This is a genomic window from Rhodopirellula sp. JB055 (assembly GCF_043100905.1).
Taxonomy (GTDB): Bacteria; Planctomycetota; Planctomycetia; order Pirellulales; family Pirellulaceae; genus Rhodopirellula.
In genome coordinates this window covers 1-15,431 of sequence record NZ_JBICHO010000596.1, presented here as the reverse complement: position 1 = coordinate 15,431, position 15,431 = coordinate 1, and the positions used below count along the sequence as shown (strand labels likewise).

The 15,431-nt window shown below is 55.9% G+C and carries 10 protein-coding genes and 2 pseudogenes; 6 read left to right on the top strand and 6 right to left on the bottom strand.

Translation table 11 applies throughout. The features are described 5' to 3' along the window. A pseudogene (locus ACF8AM_RS23405) lies at positions 1–567 on the top strand (hypothetical protein); the annotation flags it as partial. 23 nt (positions 568–590) lie between these two features. Here the strand turns inward: ACF8AM_RS23405 and ACF8AM_RS23400 are convergent. The 3 genes from ACF8AM_RS23400 to ACF8AM_RS23390 all read right to left on the bottom strand — a co-directional run bounded on the left by ACF8AM_RS23400 (position 591) and on the right by ACF8AM_RS23390 (position 3,546). Continuing rightward, on the bottom strand, positions 591–1,694 hold the full coding sequence (locus ACF8AM_RS23400; RefSeq protein ID WP_392557972.1) for a Gfo/Idh/MocA family protein: 1,104 nt from the start codon (positions 1,692–1,694) through the stop codon (positions 591–593). Then, on the bottom strand, positions 1,691–2,572 hold the full coding sequence (locus ACF8AM_RS23395) for a phytanoyl-CoA dioxygenase family protein (RefSeq protein ID WP_392557971.1): 882 nt from the start codon (positions 2,570–2,572) through the stop codon (positions 1,691–1,693). The genes ACF8AM_RS23400 and ACF8AM_RS23395 overlap by 4 nt, the downstream gene beginning before the upstream one ends. Positions 2,573–2,724: 152 nt before the next feature. Beyond that, positions 2,725–3,546, bottom strand: coding sequence for a sensor histidine kinase (locus tag ACF8AM_RS23390; RefSeq protein ID WP_392557970.1), 822 nt, complete (start codon positions 3,544–3,546; stop codon positions 2,725–2,727). A gap of 186 nt (positions 3,547–3,732) precedes the next feature. On the opposite strand from ACF8AM_RS23390, the gene ACF8AM_RS23385 reads away from it, so the two are divergent. Both ACF8AM_RS23385 and ACF8AM_RS23380 read left to right on the top strand, forming a co-directional pair. After that, complete coding sequence (locus ACF8AM_RS23385) at positions 3,733–4,002, top strand: hypothetical protein (protein ID WP_392557969.1); 270 nt, start codon at positions 3,733–3,735, stop codon at positions 4,000–4,002. Between the two features lie 173 nt (positions 4,003–4,175). Then, positions 4,176–5,231: an NAD-dependent epimerase/dehydratase family protein gene (locus ACF8AM_RS23380; RefSeq protein ID WP_392557968.1), complete on the top strand. Its 1,056-nt coding sequence runs from the start codon at positions 4,176–4,178 to the stop codon at positions 5,229–5,231. Between the two features lie 217 nt (positions 5,232–5,448). Here the strand turns inward: ACF8AM_RS23380 and ACF8AM_RS23375 are convergent, their stop codons facing one another. Continuing rightward, entirely contained in the window at positions 5,449–7,038 is a 1,590-nt protein-coding gene (locus tag ACF8AM_RS23375) for an arylsulfatase (protein ID WP_392557967.1), read from the bottom strand. Positions 7,039–7,535: 497 nt separating this feature from the next. Here ACF8AM_RS23375 and ACF8AM_RS23370 point away from each other — a divergent pair, with 497 nt between their 5' ends. Beyond that, positions 7,536–8,708, top strand: a complete 1,173-nt coding sequence (locus ACF8AM_RS23370; protein ID WP_392557966.1) for a hypothetical protein — start codon at positions 7,536–7,538, stop codon at positions 8,706–8,708. A gap of 94 nt (positions 8,709–8,802) precedes the next feature. Here the strand turns inward: ACF8AM_RS23370 and ACF8AM_RS23365 are convergent, their stop codons facing one another. Next, entirely contained in the window at positions 8,803–11,550 is a 2,748-nt protein-coding gene (locus tag ACF8AM_RS23365; protein ID WP_392557965.1) for a hypothetical protein, read from the bottom strand. A gap of 320 nt (positions 11,551–11,870) precedes the next feature. Between ACF8AM_RS23365 and ACF8AM_RS23360 the strand changes: the two genes are divergently transcribed. Then, positions 11,871–13,337, top strand: a complete 1,467-nt coding sequence (locus tag ACF8AM_RS23360; protein ID WP_392557964.1) for a hypothetical protein — start codon at positions 11,871–11,873, stop codon at positions 13,335–13,337. Positions 13,338–13,476: 139 nt separating this feature from the next. Here ACF8AM_RS23360 and folD read toward each other — a convergent pair whose 3' ends face one another. After that, positions 13,477–14,376, bottom strand: a complete 900-nt coding sequence (gene folD, locus ACF8AM_RS23355; RefSeq protein WP_392557963.1) for a bifunctional methylenetetrahydrofolate dehydrogenase/methenyltetrahydrofolate cyclohydrolase FolD — start codon at positions 14,374–14,376, stop codon at positions 13,477–13,479. Positions 14,377–14,507: 131 nt separating this feature from the next. Between folD and ACF8AM_RS23350 the strand changes: the two are divergent. Continuing rightward, positions 14,508–15,431: pseudogene (locus tag ACF8AM_RS23350) on the top strand (NADPH-dependent assimilatory sulfite reductase hemoprotein subunit); the annotation flags it as partial.

The following is a 15,431-nucleotide window of genomic DNA, read 5'->3' as shown; positions in this document are numbered from 1 at the left end:
GACCGGCTGGAGCTTGTTCCCACCGATGATTTGACCACCTTTTTCGAGGAGATCGAGAGTCTGGAAACTTCGGTGCAAGCTTCTTTTCAATCCAGGAATTGGTTGCAGAAACTGGATAGTCAGGTGACCGAGAAGACAATGCCGAGTGTCGTTTCAATTGGTCAGGCGTTCATTCGATCCCCCATGCAAGTGCGTCTCGCCAAAACAGCCATCCTGGCTCGATTGTTTCAGCACAAAGAAGGCCGCTGGCCAAACACCATTCAGGAGATCCACGACGCTGCCCCAAACTTGCTGAATGCGCTCGAAGACAACGGTCACCTCGCAATCGGAAACCTCACGCCCCTGGGAGATCGGCCATTCGGGCTGAAGGTCGATCAAGACGAATTGGTGCTCTGGGGATTCGAACCCGACTCAGTAACTGCGGCGACTCCTGTCGATCCTCCCACCGAACAAGAATTCATGGATGAAGACGCGGAGTACGGGCCAATGCAGGCGGAAGTTTACCTGCAGCGTTGGCTCTGGATCCTCCCAACAGACGGTCTCGCGAAATTGCCGCCATCAAATTGATGTGAGTTCGTGGTGGATGAATTCTACAACGTTGTTGGGAGCTCGATTGCGCGGTGGGTTTCTGCTGATTCGTAACAGGCGTCGACCAAAGCCATCGTGCGCAGGTTGTCTCGACCGCTGAGGTTGGGTTCGACGCCCGTTTCCAACGCAACCAGCAGTTCTGCCATCGGTCCGGCGAACGCGTCGGGGAACCAGACTTGGTCCCAGCGTGGTTGTTCCCATCGGCCGATGTCCGTCGTGGTCCAGTCGATTGTGCTGGGGTTGCGAAGAGGGTACTTGGGCCAACCGATGGTTCCGCGAGCCATTCCCTTGGTGCCCTCGACTCGCCACGTGATCCCTAGGTCTTCGGCCGCCCCTTCGCGAGCTGGTCCTGCCCAGACGTCATCGCAAATTTGACAACGCAAACCGTTGGCGTATTCCAGGATGTACAGTCCGATGCCGTCCACGTGCGGGAACGTCGTCCGCGGATCGGTCCGGAAACTAGCAAAGATGCGAACCGGATCACCGAACCAGTACCGCATCGCATCCAGGTGATGGATCGACATGATCCGGCACGTCATCCAGCCTTGTCGTTGTTGCCAAGGCATCCAGTGTGGGATCGCTCGCATGTCAACGGTCGCTAAAACAGGCTCGCCGAGGTGGCCTTGATCCAGCAGTGTCTTGCACGCCCGAACCGACTGGTCGTAGCGCATGTTTTGATTGACACAAAGCGTGATACCCGCGTCGCGGCAGAGATCGACAATTTGCTTCGCCTCGGCAAAACAGCCCGCGATGGGTTTTTGAACCAAAATGCCACGGATATGTGGATGCCGAACCACTTCACGAATGATCTCGAGCTGGTTGTCGGGCGGGACCGCGATGTCAACGACTTCGATGGAAGTGTCCGCCAAGAGTTCGCTTGGGTTGTCAAAGACGTGGGTGATTCCATGCCGCTCTGCCACCTTGTCGGCTTGTTCTCTTCGTCGCGAAGCGATCGCGACGGGATGAAAGCCTGCCGCTCGGTACGCCACCAAATGGCAGTCATCCATGATGAAGCCGGCACCGATGCACCCAATGGGCACATTGCGATTTTTGGGCATGATGGGATCGATGCTCAAGTCAGCCGCGTCGCTTTCACCATGCGTCAATTGTCCGCGTCCTTTGATGTTGCTTTCAATGAGGTCGCGCTGGCGTCTCGATTCGGATCCAGCCACGCCATGGGCTGACCTTGCGAATCGTTTTGGCGGACGTCCGTGTCTTCGAATCGCTGCCCGCCAATTTCACGCACCGCAGAATCTGGCAAGCGATCCAGTGGCGTGTAGCGGGGGTGATGCGATTCCTTGTAGGGATCATTGGACTTGGCGTTGTAGCAACAAATCATCGACCAACGCGGATTCTCGCTGTGATTTTGATCGCTACGATGCAACAGATTGGAATGAAAAAGGAGCACATCGCCAGGATTCATTTCAACATGAACGAGCTCGAACCGTTTCAAGATTTCAGCCACACGTTCCGGATCAGCACCGGCTTGTTGGCCGGTCAGTTGATGGTGAACGCGTCCGCAAGCATGGGAGCCTCGGATCACTTGCAGGCATCCGTTTTCGCGCGTCGCCGGATCGACGGCAATGAAACAACTGACCAGATTCGGCGTTAGAACACCGTTGCCGTACCAGTAGCCGTAATCTTGATGCCACGCCCACGCGCCACCGACTCGCGCGTCCTTCATGATCATTTTGGAGTGGTAATGATACGGTTCGTCACGCAACAGTTGCTCGGCCCTTTGGACCAATCGATTGCAGCGTGCGAATGCTCCGTAGATGCCGTTGCCGGGATGGTTCCAAACGGACAAGCGAACTGTGCCGCCTTCGCCGTCATCGCGACCAAACGCGTGGTCGTCCAAGCGTTTGTCTTCTTTGGCCGAGCGACGCAGCAGTTCGATCTCATCAGCATCGAACAATGACGAAGCCAACAAGAAACCTTGGCTGTCGTAATCGGCAATCTGGGCTTCAGTGAGTGGACCGGGCATATTTGCGGGAGTTGGTTCGCGGAAACGAATGACGACTTGTCATTGTATGCGATCCATTGCACCGACGGATTCGGTCACGGATGAAGAGGAGCACGCCTCGGTTTGTTCCCAAGCATCGGCGTGAATGCCATGTGGAACATGGCCTACAATCCTCAGGCAGCGGCTCGTTGGGATGGGCTGATAGGCAAGCGGATGATGAACGCGGTGCCGCGACCGACCGAGCTTTCGACTCGCACGCGTCCTTTGTGTTCATCGATGATGTCTTTGCAGGCCGCCAAACCCAGTCCGGTGCCGCCTTTGCCCGTTTCGTCAGGGCCGGCTTTGGTGGAGAAGTATGGATCGAAGATCTTGGGCAAGACGTCCTCGGGGATCCCTTTGCCTGAGTCGCGAACGGTCAGTTCAACGTGGCCCGGTCCGTCCGTTCCGGATTCACACGTTGCGACTCGAATCCATAGCGTGCCACATTCGCCGATCGCTTGTCGGGAATTGGTCAGCAGGTTCAGCAGCAAACGTTGAATTTGATTGCCGCTGGCGTGAACGGTGGCCGTGTCCGCCAAGTCGGTCTCGACGCTGATTCGGTATTTCTGCATTTCGCGTTGCATCAGCACCAATGTTTCGCGAACCAGGCCGCTCAGATCAACCGGTCCCATCGTGTCGCTGCGATTGCGGGCTTGGGCCAGGATCGTGTTGGTGATTTGTGCAGCTCGCTCGGACGCTTCTAAAATTTTCGTCAGTGCTTTGTCGCGGCTGGCTTTGTCTTCGTTTCGCAGTCCCAGCTTGGCATAGTTGATGACCGTCATCAGCACGTTGTTGAATTCGTGCGTCGCGGTGCCGGTCAGCTCGCCCAGTGTCGCCATCCCCTGCAGACGCTTCACTTGCTCCCGAAGCACCGTCAGCTCGTTGGCAGTGTGCTCATTGGATGAGGATTCAGGAGCGGCGTGAGTCGAAGCGGCGGCAGAAGCTTGTTGCGACATAGCTGAATTGGAATCCAAGCAGGAAGGGAGTGGCTGTTTGATCTATCGGAACAACCCGCACGGTTGATAAATCCCTGCTATTCGGCCCGCAAACCTTACCCTCCACGGCTTGTTTGCCCCGGTCACTTGTTCGCCCTGAATCACGCAGGCGAAAAGCCCGTCTCCAGCGAGTGCAAAGGCTTCGAAATGAATCAGTTTGATGAAGAGAACGTGCTGGATCGTCTGAAACGGATGACCCGCATCGCCCGCCAAAATGGATTTGAAATTCGCGGCGAACCATTGGAGGGGGCTGGCAGTACTTGGTGCGAAATTCGCGGCAAACGCATGCTCTTTCTGGATCTGACTCAAACGGCAGCGGAGCAAGCCCTGGCGATTGAGGAGATTTTGGAGATGACTCGGATGATCCGCCCGCACGCTCCCGTCGCTGCGCCAAGCATCGTGAAACAGGCGGCCTGAATCGAGCCGATGGGAATCAAATCGTGCCTCCGGTTGCTGCCCCGAAACGGGGGGCCTCGCCAGAGCGCCGGGAGACTGAAAAAAAATCCTGGCGGTTTTTGCGTTTCGATTGCGAATTACAATCGGACGGCCGGTTTGGTTTGATGGTGGTTTTTAGGTAGGTTTGACGTGCTATGCGTGTGATTGTGACAGGTTCCAGTGGGTTAATCGGCTCGGCCGCGGTGCGGCATTGGGACGCCCTGGGTGACGAAGTCATCGGCATCGACAACGACATGCGCGCCACCTTTTTCGGCCCAGATGGCAGCACCAAGTGGAACCAGTCGCGACTGGAAAAGGAAACGAACCACTTCCGAACCGTGTCGCTGGACATCCGTGATCGCGAAGGCGTGTTGGACCTGTTCAAGAACGAACCACCGGATTTGGTGATCCACTGTGCGGCTCAACCATCCCACGACAAAGCGGCTGCGATTCCGTTTCTGGATTTCGAAGTCAACGCCAACGGCACATTGAATCTGCTGGAGGGAACTCGCCAGCATGCACCCGACGCCGTGTTCTGCCACATGAGCACGAACAAGGTTTACGGGGACGCACCCAACGAGTTGCCGCTGGACGAATTGGAAACCCGCTGGGAATACGCTCGCAAAGAAGACTACGACGGCATCAGCGAATCATGCCGCATCGACCAAACCATGCACTCGCTGTTCGGTGCATCCAAAACGGCGGCCGATGTTTTGGCTCAGGAGTATGGCAAGTACTTCGGTCTGAAAACGGGCATCTTTCGTGGCGGATGTTTGACCGGTGCCAGCCACAGCGGCGTCGAGTTGCACGGCTTTTTGAGTTACCTCGTTCATGTCGCCGTGACGGGCAAACCTTACACGATCTTTGGTTACAAAGGCAAACAAGTTCGCGACCAAATCGAATGCAGCGACGTGGTCAAAGCCTTTGAGGCATTCTCCAAGAACCCGCGTCCGGGCGAGGTCTACAACATCGGCGGTGGACGCGAAAACGCGGCCAGCGTTTTGGAGTGCATTCAAAAGATCGAAGAACTCTCCGGCCACAAAGTCAATTGGACGCTGGGCGATGACAATCGCAAAGGCGACCACATTTGCTACATCAGCGATCTCAGCAAACTGCGACGCGATTACCCCGACTGGGACATTCGCGTTTCGCTCGATGCGATCCTTCGACAAATGATTGCAAGCGAAGAGTCGAAGCTCGCCACAGCATGACTTGCCAACGCGATTGAGTTGAAGCCACAAAGAAAGCCGCTCACCGGATGATTCCAGTGAGCGGCTTTTTTGATGTTTTTGTGGAAACGCGAAGGGTGAGTGAGAGATTCGAGGTCGTGCCTCGATCAAGCTTTGGGTTTCCACTCCGACGGGCAAGAGTGCTCATCCTACAGGCGTAGATGCGTCGTTCACGACTCAAGCAACTGGCGGTTGCTGCTTAGCGGCTGCGGCCGGTGTCGAGGAGCTTTTGCAGTTCCTGTTGCATTTGCTGTGCTCGTTCGGGTTCGCTGTCACTCAGGTCGTTCTGTTCGGCAGGATCCGATTCAAGGTTGTAAAGAGCGAATTGGGGAACTGCTTTTCGTGTCATCGACAGATCGAAATTGTAAGACTTCTTTTGGTCGTGGCGAACGAGTTTCCAATCGCCGACGCGGTAGCCGTAGTTGCCGACTTTTCCGTTGTCTTGTTGGACCAAGTGTTCACGACCGGAGGCACCAGACTGGTTCATCAACGCTCCCAGCACGTTCTGGCTGTCCAGACAAGCGTCGTCAGGAAGGTCTTGTCCAACCATTGCCGCGAGACTGGCGGCAAAGTCGATGGTACAAACCATTTCGTCGTTGACTCCGACGGGAATCGTGCCGGGCATCCGGGTGATGAATGGTGTTCGCGTTCCGCCCTCGTAAACCGTGTACTTGCCGCCTTGGTAGGGGCCATTGGGATCGTGGTCACCAAGTTTTTCGTTGGCATCGTCTTTGTAACCGTCGTCCAGAACAGGCCCGTTGTCGCTGCAAAAGACCAACATGGTTTTCTCGGTCAGTCCGTTTTCTTCAAGCGACTTCATCAATTCGCCAACGCACCAATCCAGTTCCGCGATGGCGTCGCCGCGTGGTCCCAGTTCGGTGCTGCCTTGAAATCGCTCATGGACGACACGAGGCACGTGCAAGTCATGCGAAGCAAAGAAAAGGAAGAACGGTTCGTCTTTGTTTTCAGCAATCCAGCGTTTGGATTCTGCAACCCAGCGATCAGACAGGTCTTCGTCGCGGAACCGAGCGGCGTGACCTCCCGTGTAGAACCCAATTCGGCTGATGCCATTGTGAATGGTGGAGTTGTGACCGTGAGACCAATCCATCTTCAATGTGTCGCGGTGGGTGATCCCGGTGGGGTGATCTTCGGATGGCTTTTTTTTGCCGACCCAAAGTGGATCCGTCGGATCCAGGTTTTCGACGTTGTGATCGTTGACGTAAACCTGCGGGACGCGGTCGTTCGTGGTGGGCAGCAAAATGCAGTGATCGAAGCCGATTTCCAACGGCCCAGGTTTCAGGTCACCGTTCCAGTCTGGACCTTCGTTCTTTTCGCCCAGGCCAAGGTGCCACTTGCCGATGACGGCGGTCTTGTAGCCAGCGTCTTTCAGAATGCTGGCCGTTGTTGTGGTTCCGGCGGGAATCAACGCGGGGCTGTTCGGTGGAGCGATGCCGGTATTGGGAAAACGGAATGCGTAGGTGCCAGTCAGGAACGAATATCGGGTCGGGGTGCAGGTTGATGCTGAGCAGTAACCGCTGGTGAAACGGCAACCTTCGGAAGCCATGCGGTCAATGTTCGGAGTTTCCAGACCTTTGGCCCCGTAGCAACCGATGTCACCGTACCCAAGGTCATCCGCCATCACGATCACCACGTTGGGGCGATCGTTTTCAGCGGCTTGCGAGATTGCCGGTGAAGCCAATAGACAAGGAACAAACAGGAGGGAAGCGAACAGGAAACGCTGTGGAAGCCTGTGAAGTCGACTGGTCGCTCGCGTGGGATTCAACGTCATGACATGGATGGGTTGGGAGGACGATGGGGGAAATCTGACGCCGCATTGTACTCGCGTCCGTCGGGGCAGGTACCAGTCATTTGGGGCGAGCCAACGACGGAAGACCACGAATTGAGGAGCGTTTTCGCCTCCATCAATCGTTCAGCCCGCCCTGGCGTCTATAGAAGGCGAATGCCCTGCCAGGCTGTTGGAACCAGTTTTTTATAGAGAGAGGGACTCCAAGCCAGATCAAGCGTGTTGGTGGTTGATCTGTTGGGCGCGAGGGACGGGAACAAGCGACTGCGACGGAAGTCGATGGAATTGCGACATGGAATTTCCGATGTCGATTTGTTTTGGAAGAAAGCAGAGCGGATGATCGCGCGAACAACGGGAAGATGGACTAAATTCAACGGTCGTGTGTCGGCCGCGGCATAAAGGTTTGATTCTGCCAACAGATCGGCCTTGTGTTGATGCGCGACACCTCCCAATCATCCCTCCTCGATCTCCCACTGAAATCTATGAAGACTTGGTTCTCTCTAGCTTTATTGTCTCTTGTTGCGTTCCCGCTCACCAGTTTTGCTGCGGAAACCGATTACTCGCCGCTGGTCTATGAAGGCGAAGAAGGAATCGGCAAAGGCAAGCACATCGTGTTCATTGCCAATGACCACGAGTATCGATCCGAGCAAGCCTGTCCAACGCTTGCGAAAATTCTGGCGAAGCATCATGGGTTTCGCTGCACCGTCTTGTTTGGAATCGATGAAGACGGCGAGATCAAAGCGGGCGGCGCTCCCGTGCCAGGGATGGAAGCTCTCAAGGACGCGGACTTGTTGTTCTTCTTCACTCGTTTCATGAAGCTCCCCGACGACCAAGTCGATCTGTTGGTGGACTACTTTGAACGAGGTGGTCCGGTCGTTGGTGCTCGGACATCAACACACTGCTTCAATGGACAGGAGGGCAAGTGGTCGAAGCTGAACTTCAACTACGCTGGCGACGATTATCTGGGTGGTTTAGGAGAGCAAATATTTGGCAACACATGGCATGCACAGCGTGGGCAAAGTCATTACGGTGGCAACCACAGTTCAAGCAGTCGGATCACGGCGTTGGATTCAGCCAAGTCGCATCCGATCATGACCGGTGTTGACACGATTCACGGTTACAGCGGCGCGTACAAGTCGCAACCACCGACGGATGCGACACCTTTGGTGGAAGTTCAAGTCTTGAACACGTTTGAACCTAGCGACGACGTCAACACGGACAAGCCGAAGGTATCCGCAGGTTGGACTCGCGATCACTACGTGGCACCATCAGGTGCTAAGAAAGAAGCACGCGTGGCCTATTTCTCATTCGGCGCGTCGGAAGACTTGCTCGATGAAGACACGCGTCGTTGTTTTGCCAACGCGTGTTTGTGGGCGATTGGGATGGAAGACCAAATCGAACCCGAATTGGACATGAGCGTGGTGGGGGCATTCGTTCCGACACCGTTCACGACCGGTGCGTTTTACCGTGACAACGTGCGTCCGTCTGAGCTGGCCGGCTGGGACAGCGAGATCATGCCGACCGACCATGAAATGGGCGGCATGGACAATCCCAAGATGGCTCGCAAGATGAAATCGGTCTTGAAGGCCCGGCCGAAACTGCGAGAGCAGCTCGCTGAGAAGTATCCCGAACTGTTTGGCAAACCCGTTCAGTGAGCTGGCCGCTCAAATAGACGCTCGGTGGTCATTGCAACCGTTGTCGGTTGCAATGACCACGAGGAATGTCGATCTCGATCCAAAGGACGTTGGATCAGAATCCAAAGATGGGTTCTTTGGGTTGTTCTTTCAAAGGCATGCCGCAATCTGGTGTGGGGCACAGAGCGTTGGACGTCGTGACGCCGCAATCGATCAGGCCGCCTTCGGATGTGCCCACCAGACCAAGCAGGAATTCAGGCTCGATTGGACCTGGGTCAATCCACAGTCCGTCGGGAGTCAATTCCATGGTTCCAAGGTCCAAATCGAGACCGCGACGAACGACTTCGAAGTTCACAAAGATGTTCAGCAATGAGTTTTGTGAATCGAGCAAGTCACCCAGTGCCGAGATCGTGTCTCGGGCGGCGGTTGGTCCACTGCTCAACCCACGGGCGTCGCGGAACGAGCGAATGTCTTCGTTGAGTTCCAATTGGTTGGCAGCGATTCGGACGGATTGGCGGCCCAGTTCAAAGTTGATCCGGTTGGCTTGGAGTTGCCGAATGCTGGCTCGAAGACCCTGCCAGACGCTGTCCTCAAAGTTGTAGTACGACCGCTTGGCTTGTTCGTATTCGATCAACGCTTGGCGGTACGTGTTGCGTTCTTGAAGTCGAGTGATTGGGGCGTCCCAACGAAGTCCAACTCGCAGGCTGGTGTTGTCGTCATTGGGGAGGTCTGTCACTGCGGAGCGGGTGATACCGCCTGAGACGACCACATCCAAATCGCTTTCGAGATCATCAGCGAAGAACTCGATCCGACGATAGGTGTCGACCAAGGCGGCACGTGCATTGGCCCAATCACGACGGTTCACACGAGCGATTTGCAGGGCTTCGGCGGGTTTGATTTCGACTTCCGGCAGCAAGAGCGATTCAACACGAGCACGTGCTTGAATGAGTTGCAGTGCGAGGACGTCTTCACCCAAGTTGGCGAGCAAATCTTGGCTGGTCAAAATCACCTCGTTGCGAACTTGAGCCGCGATTTCGACACTGTCGTCGGATCGAGGACCGGTCTGCAGGAAGACGTCAATCTGGTCGTTGAGTTGGTCCACCTCTGTTTTATAGTCTTGCAAGCGTTTGGCGATTTCGTTGAACTGAATCGCCAGTTCTTCCCCCAGTTCCAGCACGGGGTCCAGGTTGAAAATCGACTCGTCAACCGTTTCAATGCCGAGCAATGAGCACACGGTGGCTTGTTCTTCGCGATACAGTTCCAAGAGCGAATCGGTTTGAGTGCGACGTTCGGGAATCAGTTCCGCCAATTTTTCGAGGTCCGCTTCCACTCGGGGCAGGTCTTCTGCGATCAAGTCACCGGTGAATTTCGACAGCGGTTCAATCGAGGACCGAAGTTGGCGGATCAGGTTGATCGTGGTTGGATCCCAGTTGAGTTTGGTTTCCGGTTGGCCGGTGTCTTGGTTCACAGTGGTTTCGCTGGATTCCAGCAGCTCAATGTTGATCTCGCCAACGGCCAAGCGGACTTCGATCAGTTCTTCGCGACGACTTCGCAGGGTGCGGTCAATGAGCTCGAAGCGTTCTAGCATCGGGTCATTGATTTCCACGCAGATGTAAGGTGGCAATCCGAGGTCGCGGAGGAACGAGTCGACCGAGTTTTGGTATCCCACGCGTCGTGATACAAGCGAACTTTGTGAACTCAGCAGAGCGGAACGAGCTTGCGCGATTTGCAATCGTTGACGGATGATGGCTTCGGGGTCATCGGGAATGGTGGTCAATAACTCGATGAGCGTGTTGTCGAGAATGACCAGGTTCTCACCCAACCGAGCGATGTTCTCTTCCAAGTTGCGAATTTGCAGTTGGTCTTGTAGCAACCCGATGAAACCGCCGGCTTGAGGCACGCTGACGCCCCCGCTGCTGTTCAGGTTGGCGAAGCCGGAATCGAAGCCGGTGAAGGCACCTGTGTTTGCCGAGAAGGTACCGCCGGAGCGACTGACACTGCTGTCGTTGTTGCGGCCAGTGACGATTTCCAAGTAGAACCCACGACGGAATCGTTCAAAGTTGCGAACGTTAGCCAGCAGACGACGTTCTGATAGCGTTAGCAATTCCATGATGCGATCGCGACCGGCGCCTCGCAGCAATGGTTGCAACAACGTGAAGTCAAGAACGGTCGATGTTGTTGCTGTGTCGGGGCCGCTCAGGTTCCAAACCACTTCATTGGCGAAGTTGACCAACAGGTTGGCTCCTGTCGCGAATTGTCGACTCAGGGCGGCGTCGCCGCCAACACTAGTGACAGAAGCTGAATCTCGAAGGGCGCCGTAACGTCGATCGTTCTGGGCGTACGAGGCTCCGGCACCCACGAAGTACTGGGTGTCGAACTGGAACCGTTGGCTCGAGACATCCAGAGCAGACAGATACAGTTGTTCCATCTGACGTTGATAGTCAGGCGAATGCAGCAACGCGATTTTGACCGCGTTCTCAGAATTGAGTTCGAGAATGCCGTCTTCATTGAGCGGCAGGAACTGCCACCAGTCAGGGCTTTCGGTTGTGTTCGTCAGTCCGTTGGCCTCCCACATCGGATAGCCACGTCGACCGTCGACACACTGCATGTAACGGTTCGAGGCTGGGTCATCCAGCGGCATCGGTTGGAAGTCGAGATCGAATGGGTTGTACATTCGGCTGCGACGATCCAGTTCGATCCGCAGAGGCGCGTTGACGGGACGCGAGACGTGCGAGGCCTTCTCATCCATCAACGCATAGGCTTCGTTGTCCGCCTGTTTGCGATAGTGAGTGCGGTTGCACCCCAACGCGACGGGCAAAAGGGCAGATCCGGTTAGTAGCCAAATGGACAGTGTTTTTCGCATCGTCACGATCGATCGCCTTCCGAGACCTGGTTGTTCGGCACACGTCGCGCGGTCGGTGCCGACGTGTTCACAGGATCATTTCGGACGATCTGGTCGATTGGCTTGACCGGCAAGTCGGTGCAAACCGGTCGAACCCGTTCAATCCGCGCCCCGTCGTGAGGGATGTTCCGGTTGTACCGATCGGTCGGTCGCGAGGACCGTTGTGGGCGACCGGAACGGAAAAGTTGATGAAAATTCTCCAAGCCGGCGTTGGACTGGATTAAGCTAACGGCCAAGGATCCCGCTTTGGTAGTTCTGCCGCTTCTCAATCAATTGCTCTGATGCAGTACGTACTTCTTCTCGTTTTGATCGTTGTCGTGATCGCCCAGGCCATTTTGGTCTGGAAGGCGGCGCCGCATTGGCAGTGGTACCAGATCACTCCGGTCGTCATCACGACGATTTTGGCCGTGATTTTCGTGTTTCCCGTCGCTGGCGCTCTCAAAAGTCGTTCCGAATGGCACAAAGTCAAAGAGGAACTCGAGACCAGGCTCGCCTCCGTTGAAGCGGAGCAATTGGAATTGCGATACGGCGATCCCAATGACCCCCTGTCGGGAGAGGGCGTTCTGCCGATGGCGCAGAAACTGGCCAAACTCGGCACTGAAGCTGGACGGCGTTGGCGTGGATTGCGTTTGACCAACGCTGATTTCAACAACGGCGGCCAAATTGTTCTCAGTGCCCCCCAACAGGATGTCCCCGTTGATGGATTGCCACCCGAGGACGACGGCGAAGAGGAAGCGGAATTGGCTCCTTTGCCGCTGATTCCCGAAGGTTTGGTCGTTTACGGATTCGCCGAGGGGCCGCAGCCGAATTTGAACGTTCCCGTTCCGATCTTTTACCTCGGCGAATATCGGGTGACGGCGGCTTCACCGAATCAAGGCACTTTACTGCCCACCGCTCCTTTGTTGCCTCAGCAGCGTCAGGCCATCGAAAGTCGTCAAGCGGTCAGTTGGTCGGTTTACGAGTTGCTTCCACTTGACGGGCATGAGCCTTTCATTGCAGAGGGGAGCGTCCCGGATGACAACAACGTGTTCGGCCGAATCGACGACGAGTTGGTCAGCCGTCTGCTCGGCAATCAAATTTCAGCTCAATCACGAGCCGAATACCTCCGCGATGGCACCCGATCGCTGCCCGATGATGAACCACTCAGCAAATGGGTGAAAATCGAGTTCGTCAAGAATCACGAGATCGTCGTGGATAGCCCCGATCAACGCGGTGCTCTCGATGGTGGATTTTTCGACGGCAGCGGACGTGCGGTCGATAGTCGCCTGCAACAGGGCGACACCGGCAAAGTCAAATTCTCGAAGGATGATCTGTTGATCGTCAAAGAGGAAGCGGCGGATGCGTTGATCGACGAAGGCGTGGCTCGCTTGATCGACACCTATTACATCCGTCCCTTGAACGATTATCGCTTTGTTCTGCGTCGCATTCGCCTGCGGTTGGCGGAGTTGAACACGCGAACTCAAGAATTGACGTACGAAAACGAAGTGCTTCAGCGGGCGATTGATGCGACCGTGAAAATGACTGCCGCAGCTCAGGGTGAGAAGCTGAAGTTGGAGCAGGATTTCGAGCAAACCGAAGTCGAGCGGATTTCGCTGGAGACCTACAACGAGAAGTTGGCCACTCAGCTCAAGGAAACGCGTCAGCGATTGGTCAAGCTGTATCGAAGCAACCAACAACTCGAGCAAGAGTTGCAGATGTTCCACGAATCCATCCTCAACTCTGGCAAGTCGCTCACCGCAGCTCGTTGAGCAGCGTGAAGTTGATCGAAGTGGCTTTTCAGTAAGGGGTGCTCGCTTTGCGACCCCTCCCAACTTCGTTCAGGAGGGTGATTTCAACCTTGCGAGCACGGCGCTTCAAAACGGCATGACCTTCAACGGGCGGTGTTCGCTACTTAGCCGCTTGCAGTTTCGCAGCCATCAGGGTGTTGTGCAGCAACATTGCAATCGTGAGTGGGCCGACTCCGCCTGGGACAGGAGTGATCGCCGATGCCACGGATTCTGCCTCGGCGAAAGCGACGTCGCCGACTAGTTTGTCGCCCACACGGTTGATCCCGACGTCAATGACGACGGCTCCTGGTTGGATCATGTCACCCCGGATCATTTCGGGCCGCCCAACCGCCGCGATCAGGATGTCCGCCTGGCGACAGGTCTCTTTGAGATTGGTTGTGCGACTGTGAGCAATGGTGACGGTCGCGTTTGCGACGGAGGGGCCGCAGGTGCTGTCTTTTTGTGCCAGCATCATCGCCATCGGTTTTCCAACGATATCACTGCGTCCGACGACGACGACATGCTTTCCGCTGGTTTCGATTCCTGTTCGATGCAGCAGTTGAATGATGCCGTGCGGGGTGCAGGGAAGAAATCGGGGGCGGCCCTGCATGAGCAGTCCGACGTTGACGGGCGAAAATGCATCGACGTCTTTGATTGGATCGATCGCATCCAAGACGGCGCGTTCGTCGATTCCGGTGCCTCCCGCGTCCTGGGACGGCAGCGGGAGTTGGACCAAAATACCGCTGACCGCTGGATCGGCGTTCAATTCCCTGACTTTGGCCAGCAACTCGGCTTCCGTGGTCGCGGCAGGCATCCGGTCCAATCGGCTCGCGATCCCGGCTTTTTCGCAGGCCCGCTCTTTGTTCCGCACGTAAACCTGGCTGGCGGGGTCTTCGCCGACCAGGATCGCGGCCAATTGGGGCGGCTGATTTCCGTTTGAGACAAACGTGTCGACGTCAGCAGCGACTTCGCTGCGAATTTGTGCGGCAATTTTCTTGCCGTCTAGTCGCGTTGCGGGCATCCCCGGACCTTTGTTTTGGCGGAAGTCGACCGAAGGTCGACGTGGTGAAAAATTGGAATTGTCGGTATAAAGAGCCGAGTACGAATCATCGGTCCACGGACCGACGCAAATCACACAGGATTTTTGACTCGATGTCTACCGACGCTTCCGAAACGAATGCCGCACCGACCACCGCGCCCGAGAAGCCAATCAAGCTCAGCCCGGTCGAAAAAATCAAGCAAGAAAGTCGTTTCCTGAAAGGGTCGATCGATCAAGAATTGGCGGATCCCGTTGATCACTTCGACAATGCCAACATTCAGTTGCTGAAGTTTCACGGCACCTACCAACAGGACGACCGTGACAAACGAGCTGAACGGAAGAAAACGGGCGGCGGAAAAGCATACGCGATGATGATCCGGTGCCGGATCCCCGGGGGGCGTTTGAGTTCCGCTCAATTGGTCGCTCACCTGGACATGTGCGATGAACTGGGGGATTCCACCCTCAAGATCACCACCCGTCAAACGCTGCAGTTGCACGGCATTTTGAAAGGCGACCTACGTGAGACAATCCGTCGCATCAACGAGGTCGAGCTTTCGACGCTGGCTGCTTGTGGCGACGTGAACCGAAACATCATGTGCTGCCCTGCGAAACGTGTGGGGGGGATCCACGACCAACTCAATGCCTTCACGGACGAGTTGACCGAAGCACTCGCACCACAGACGCCGGCTTACCATGAACTATGGCTGACGGATCCCGACAGCGGCGAAAAGACGTTGGCCGGTGGTGGAGAACCCGAGGCGTCGAACGCTCCCGTCATTGATGAGCCCTTGTACGGTCCAACTTATTTGCCGCGAAAATTCAAGGTTGGCATCGCCCTGCCGGAAGACAACTGCATCGACATCTACACGCAGGACCTTGGGTTCCTGGCCGTGGTTCGTGATGGCAAAATCATTGGCTACAACGTTTCAGTTGGTGGCGGGATGGGACGCACGCCCAGTGCGAAGAAAACCTTCCCCGCACTGGCAAAACGCATGGCATTTGTGACGCCAGAGCAAGCCATTGAGGTGAGATCGGAA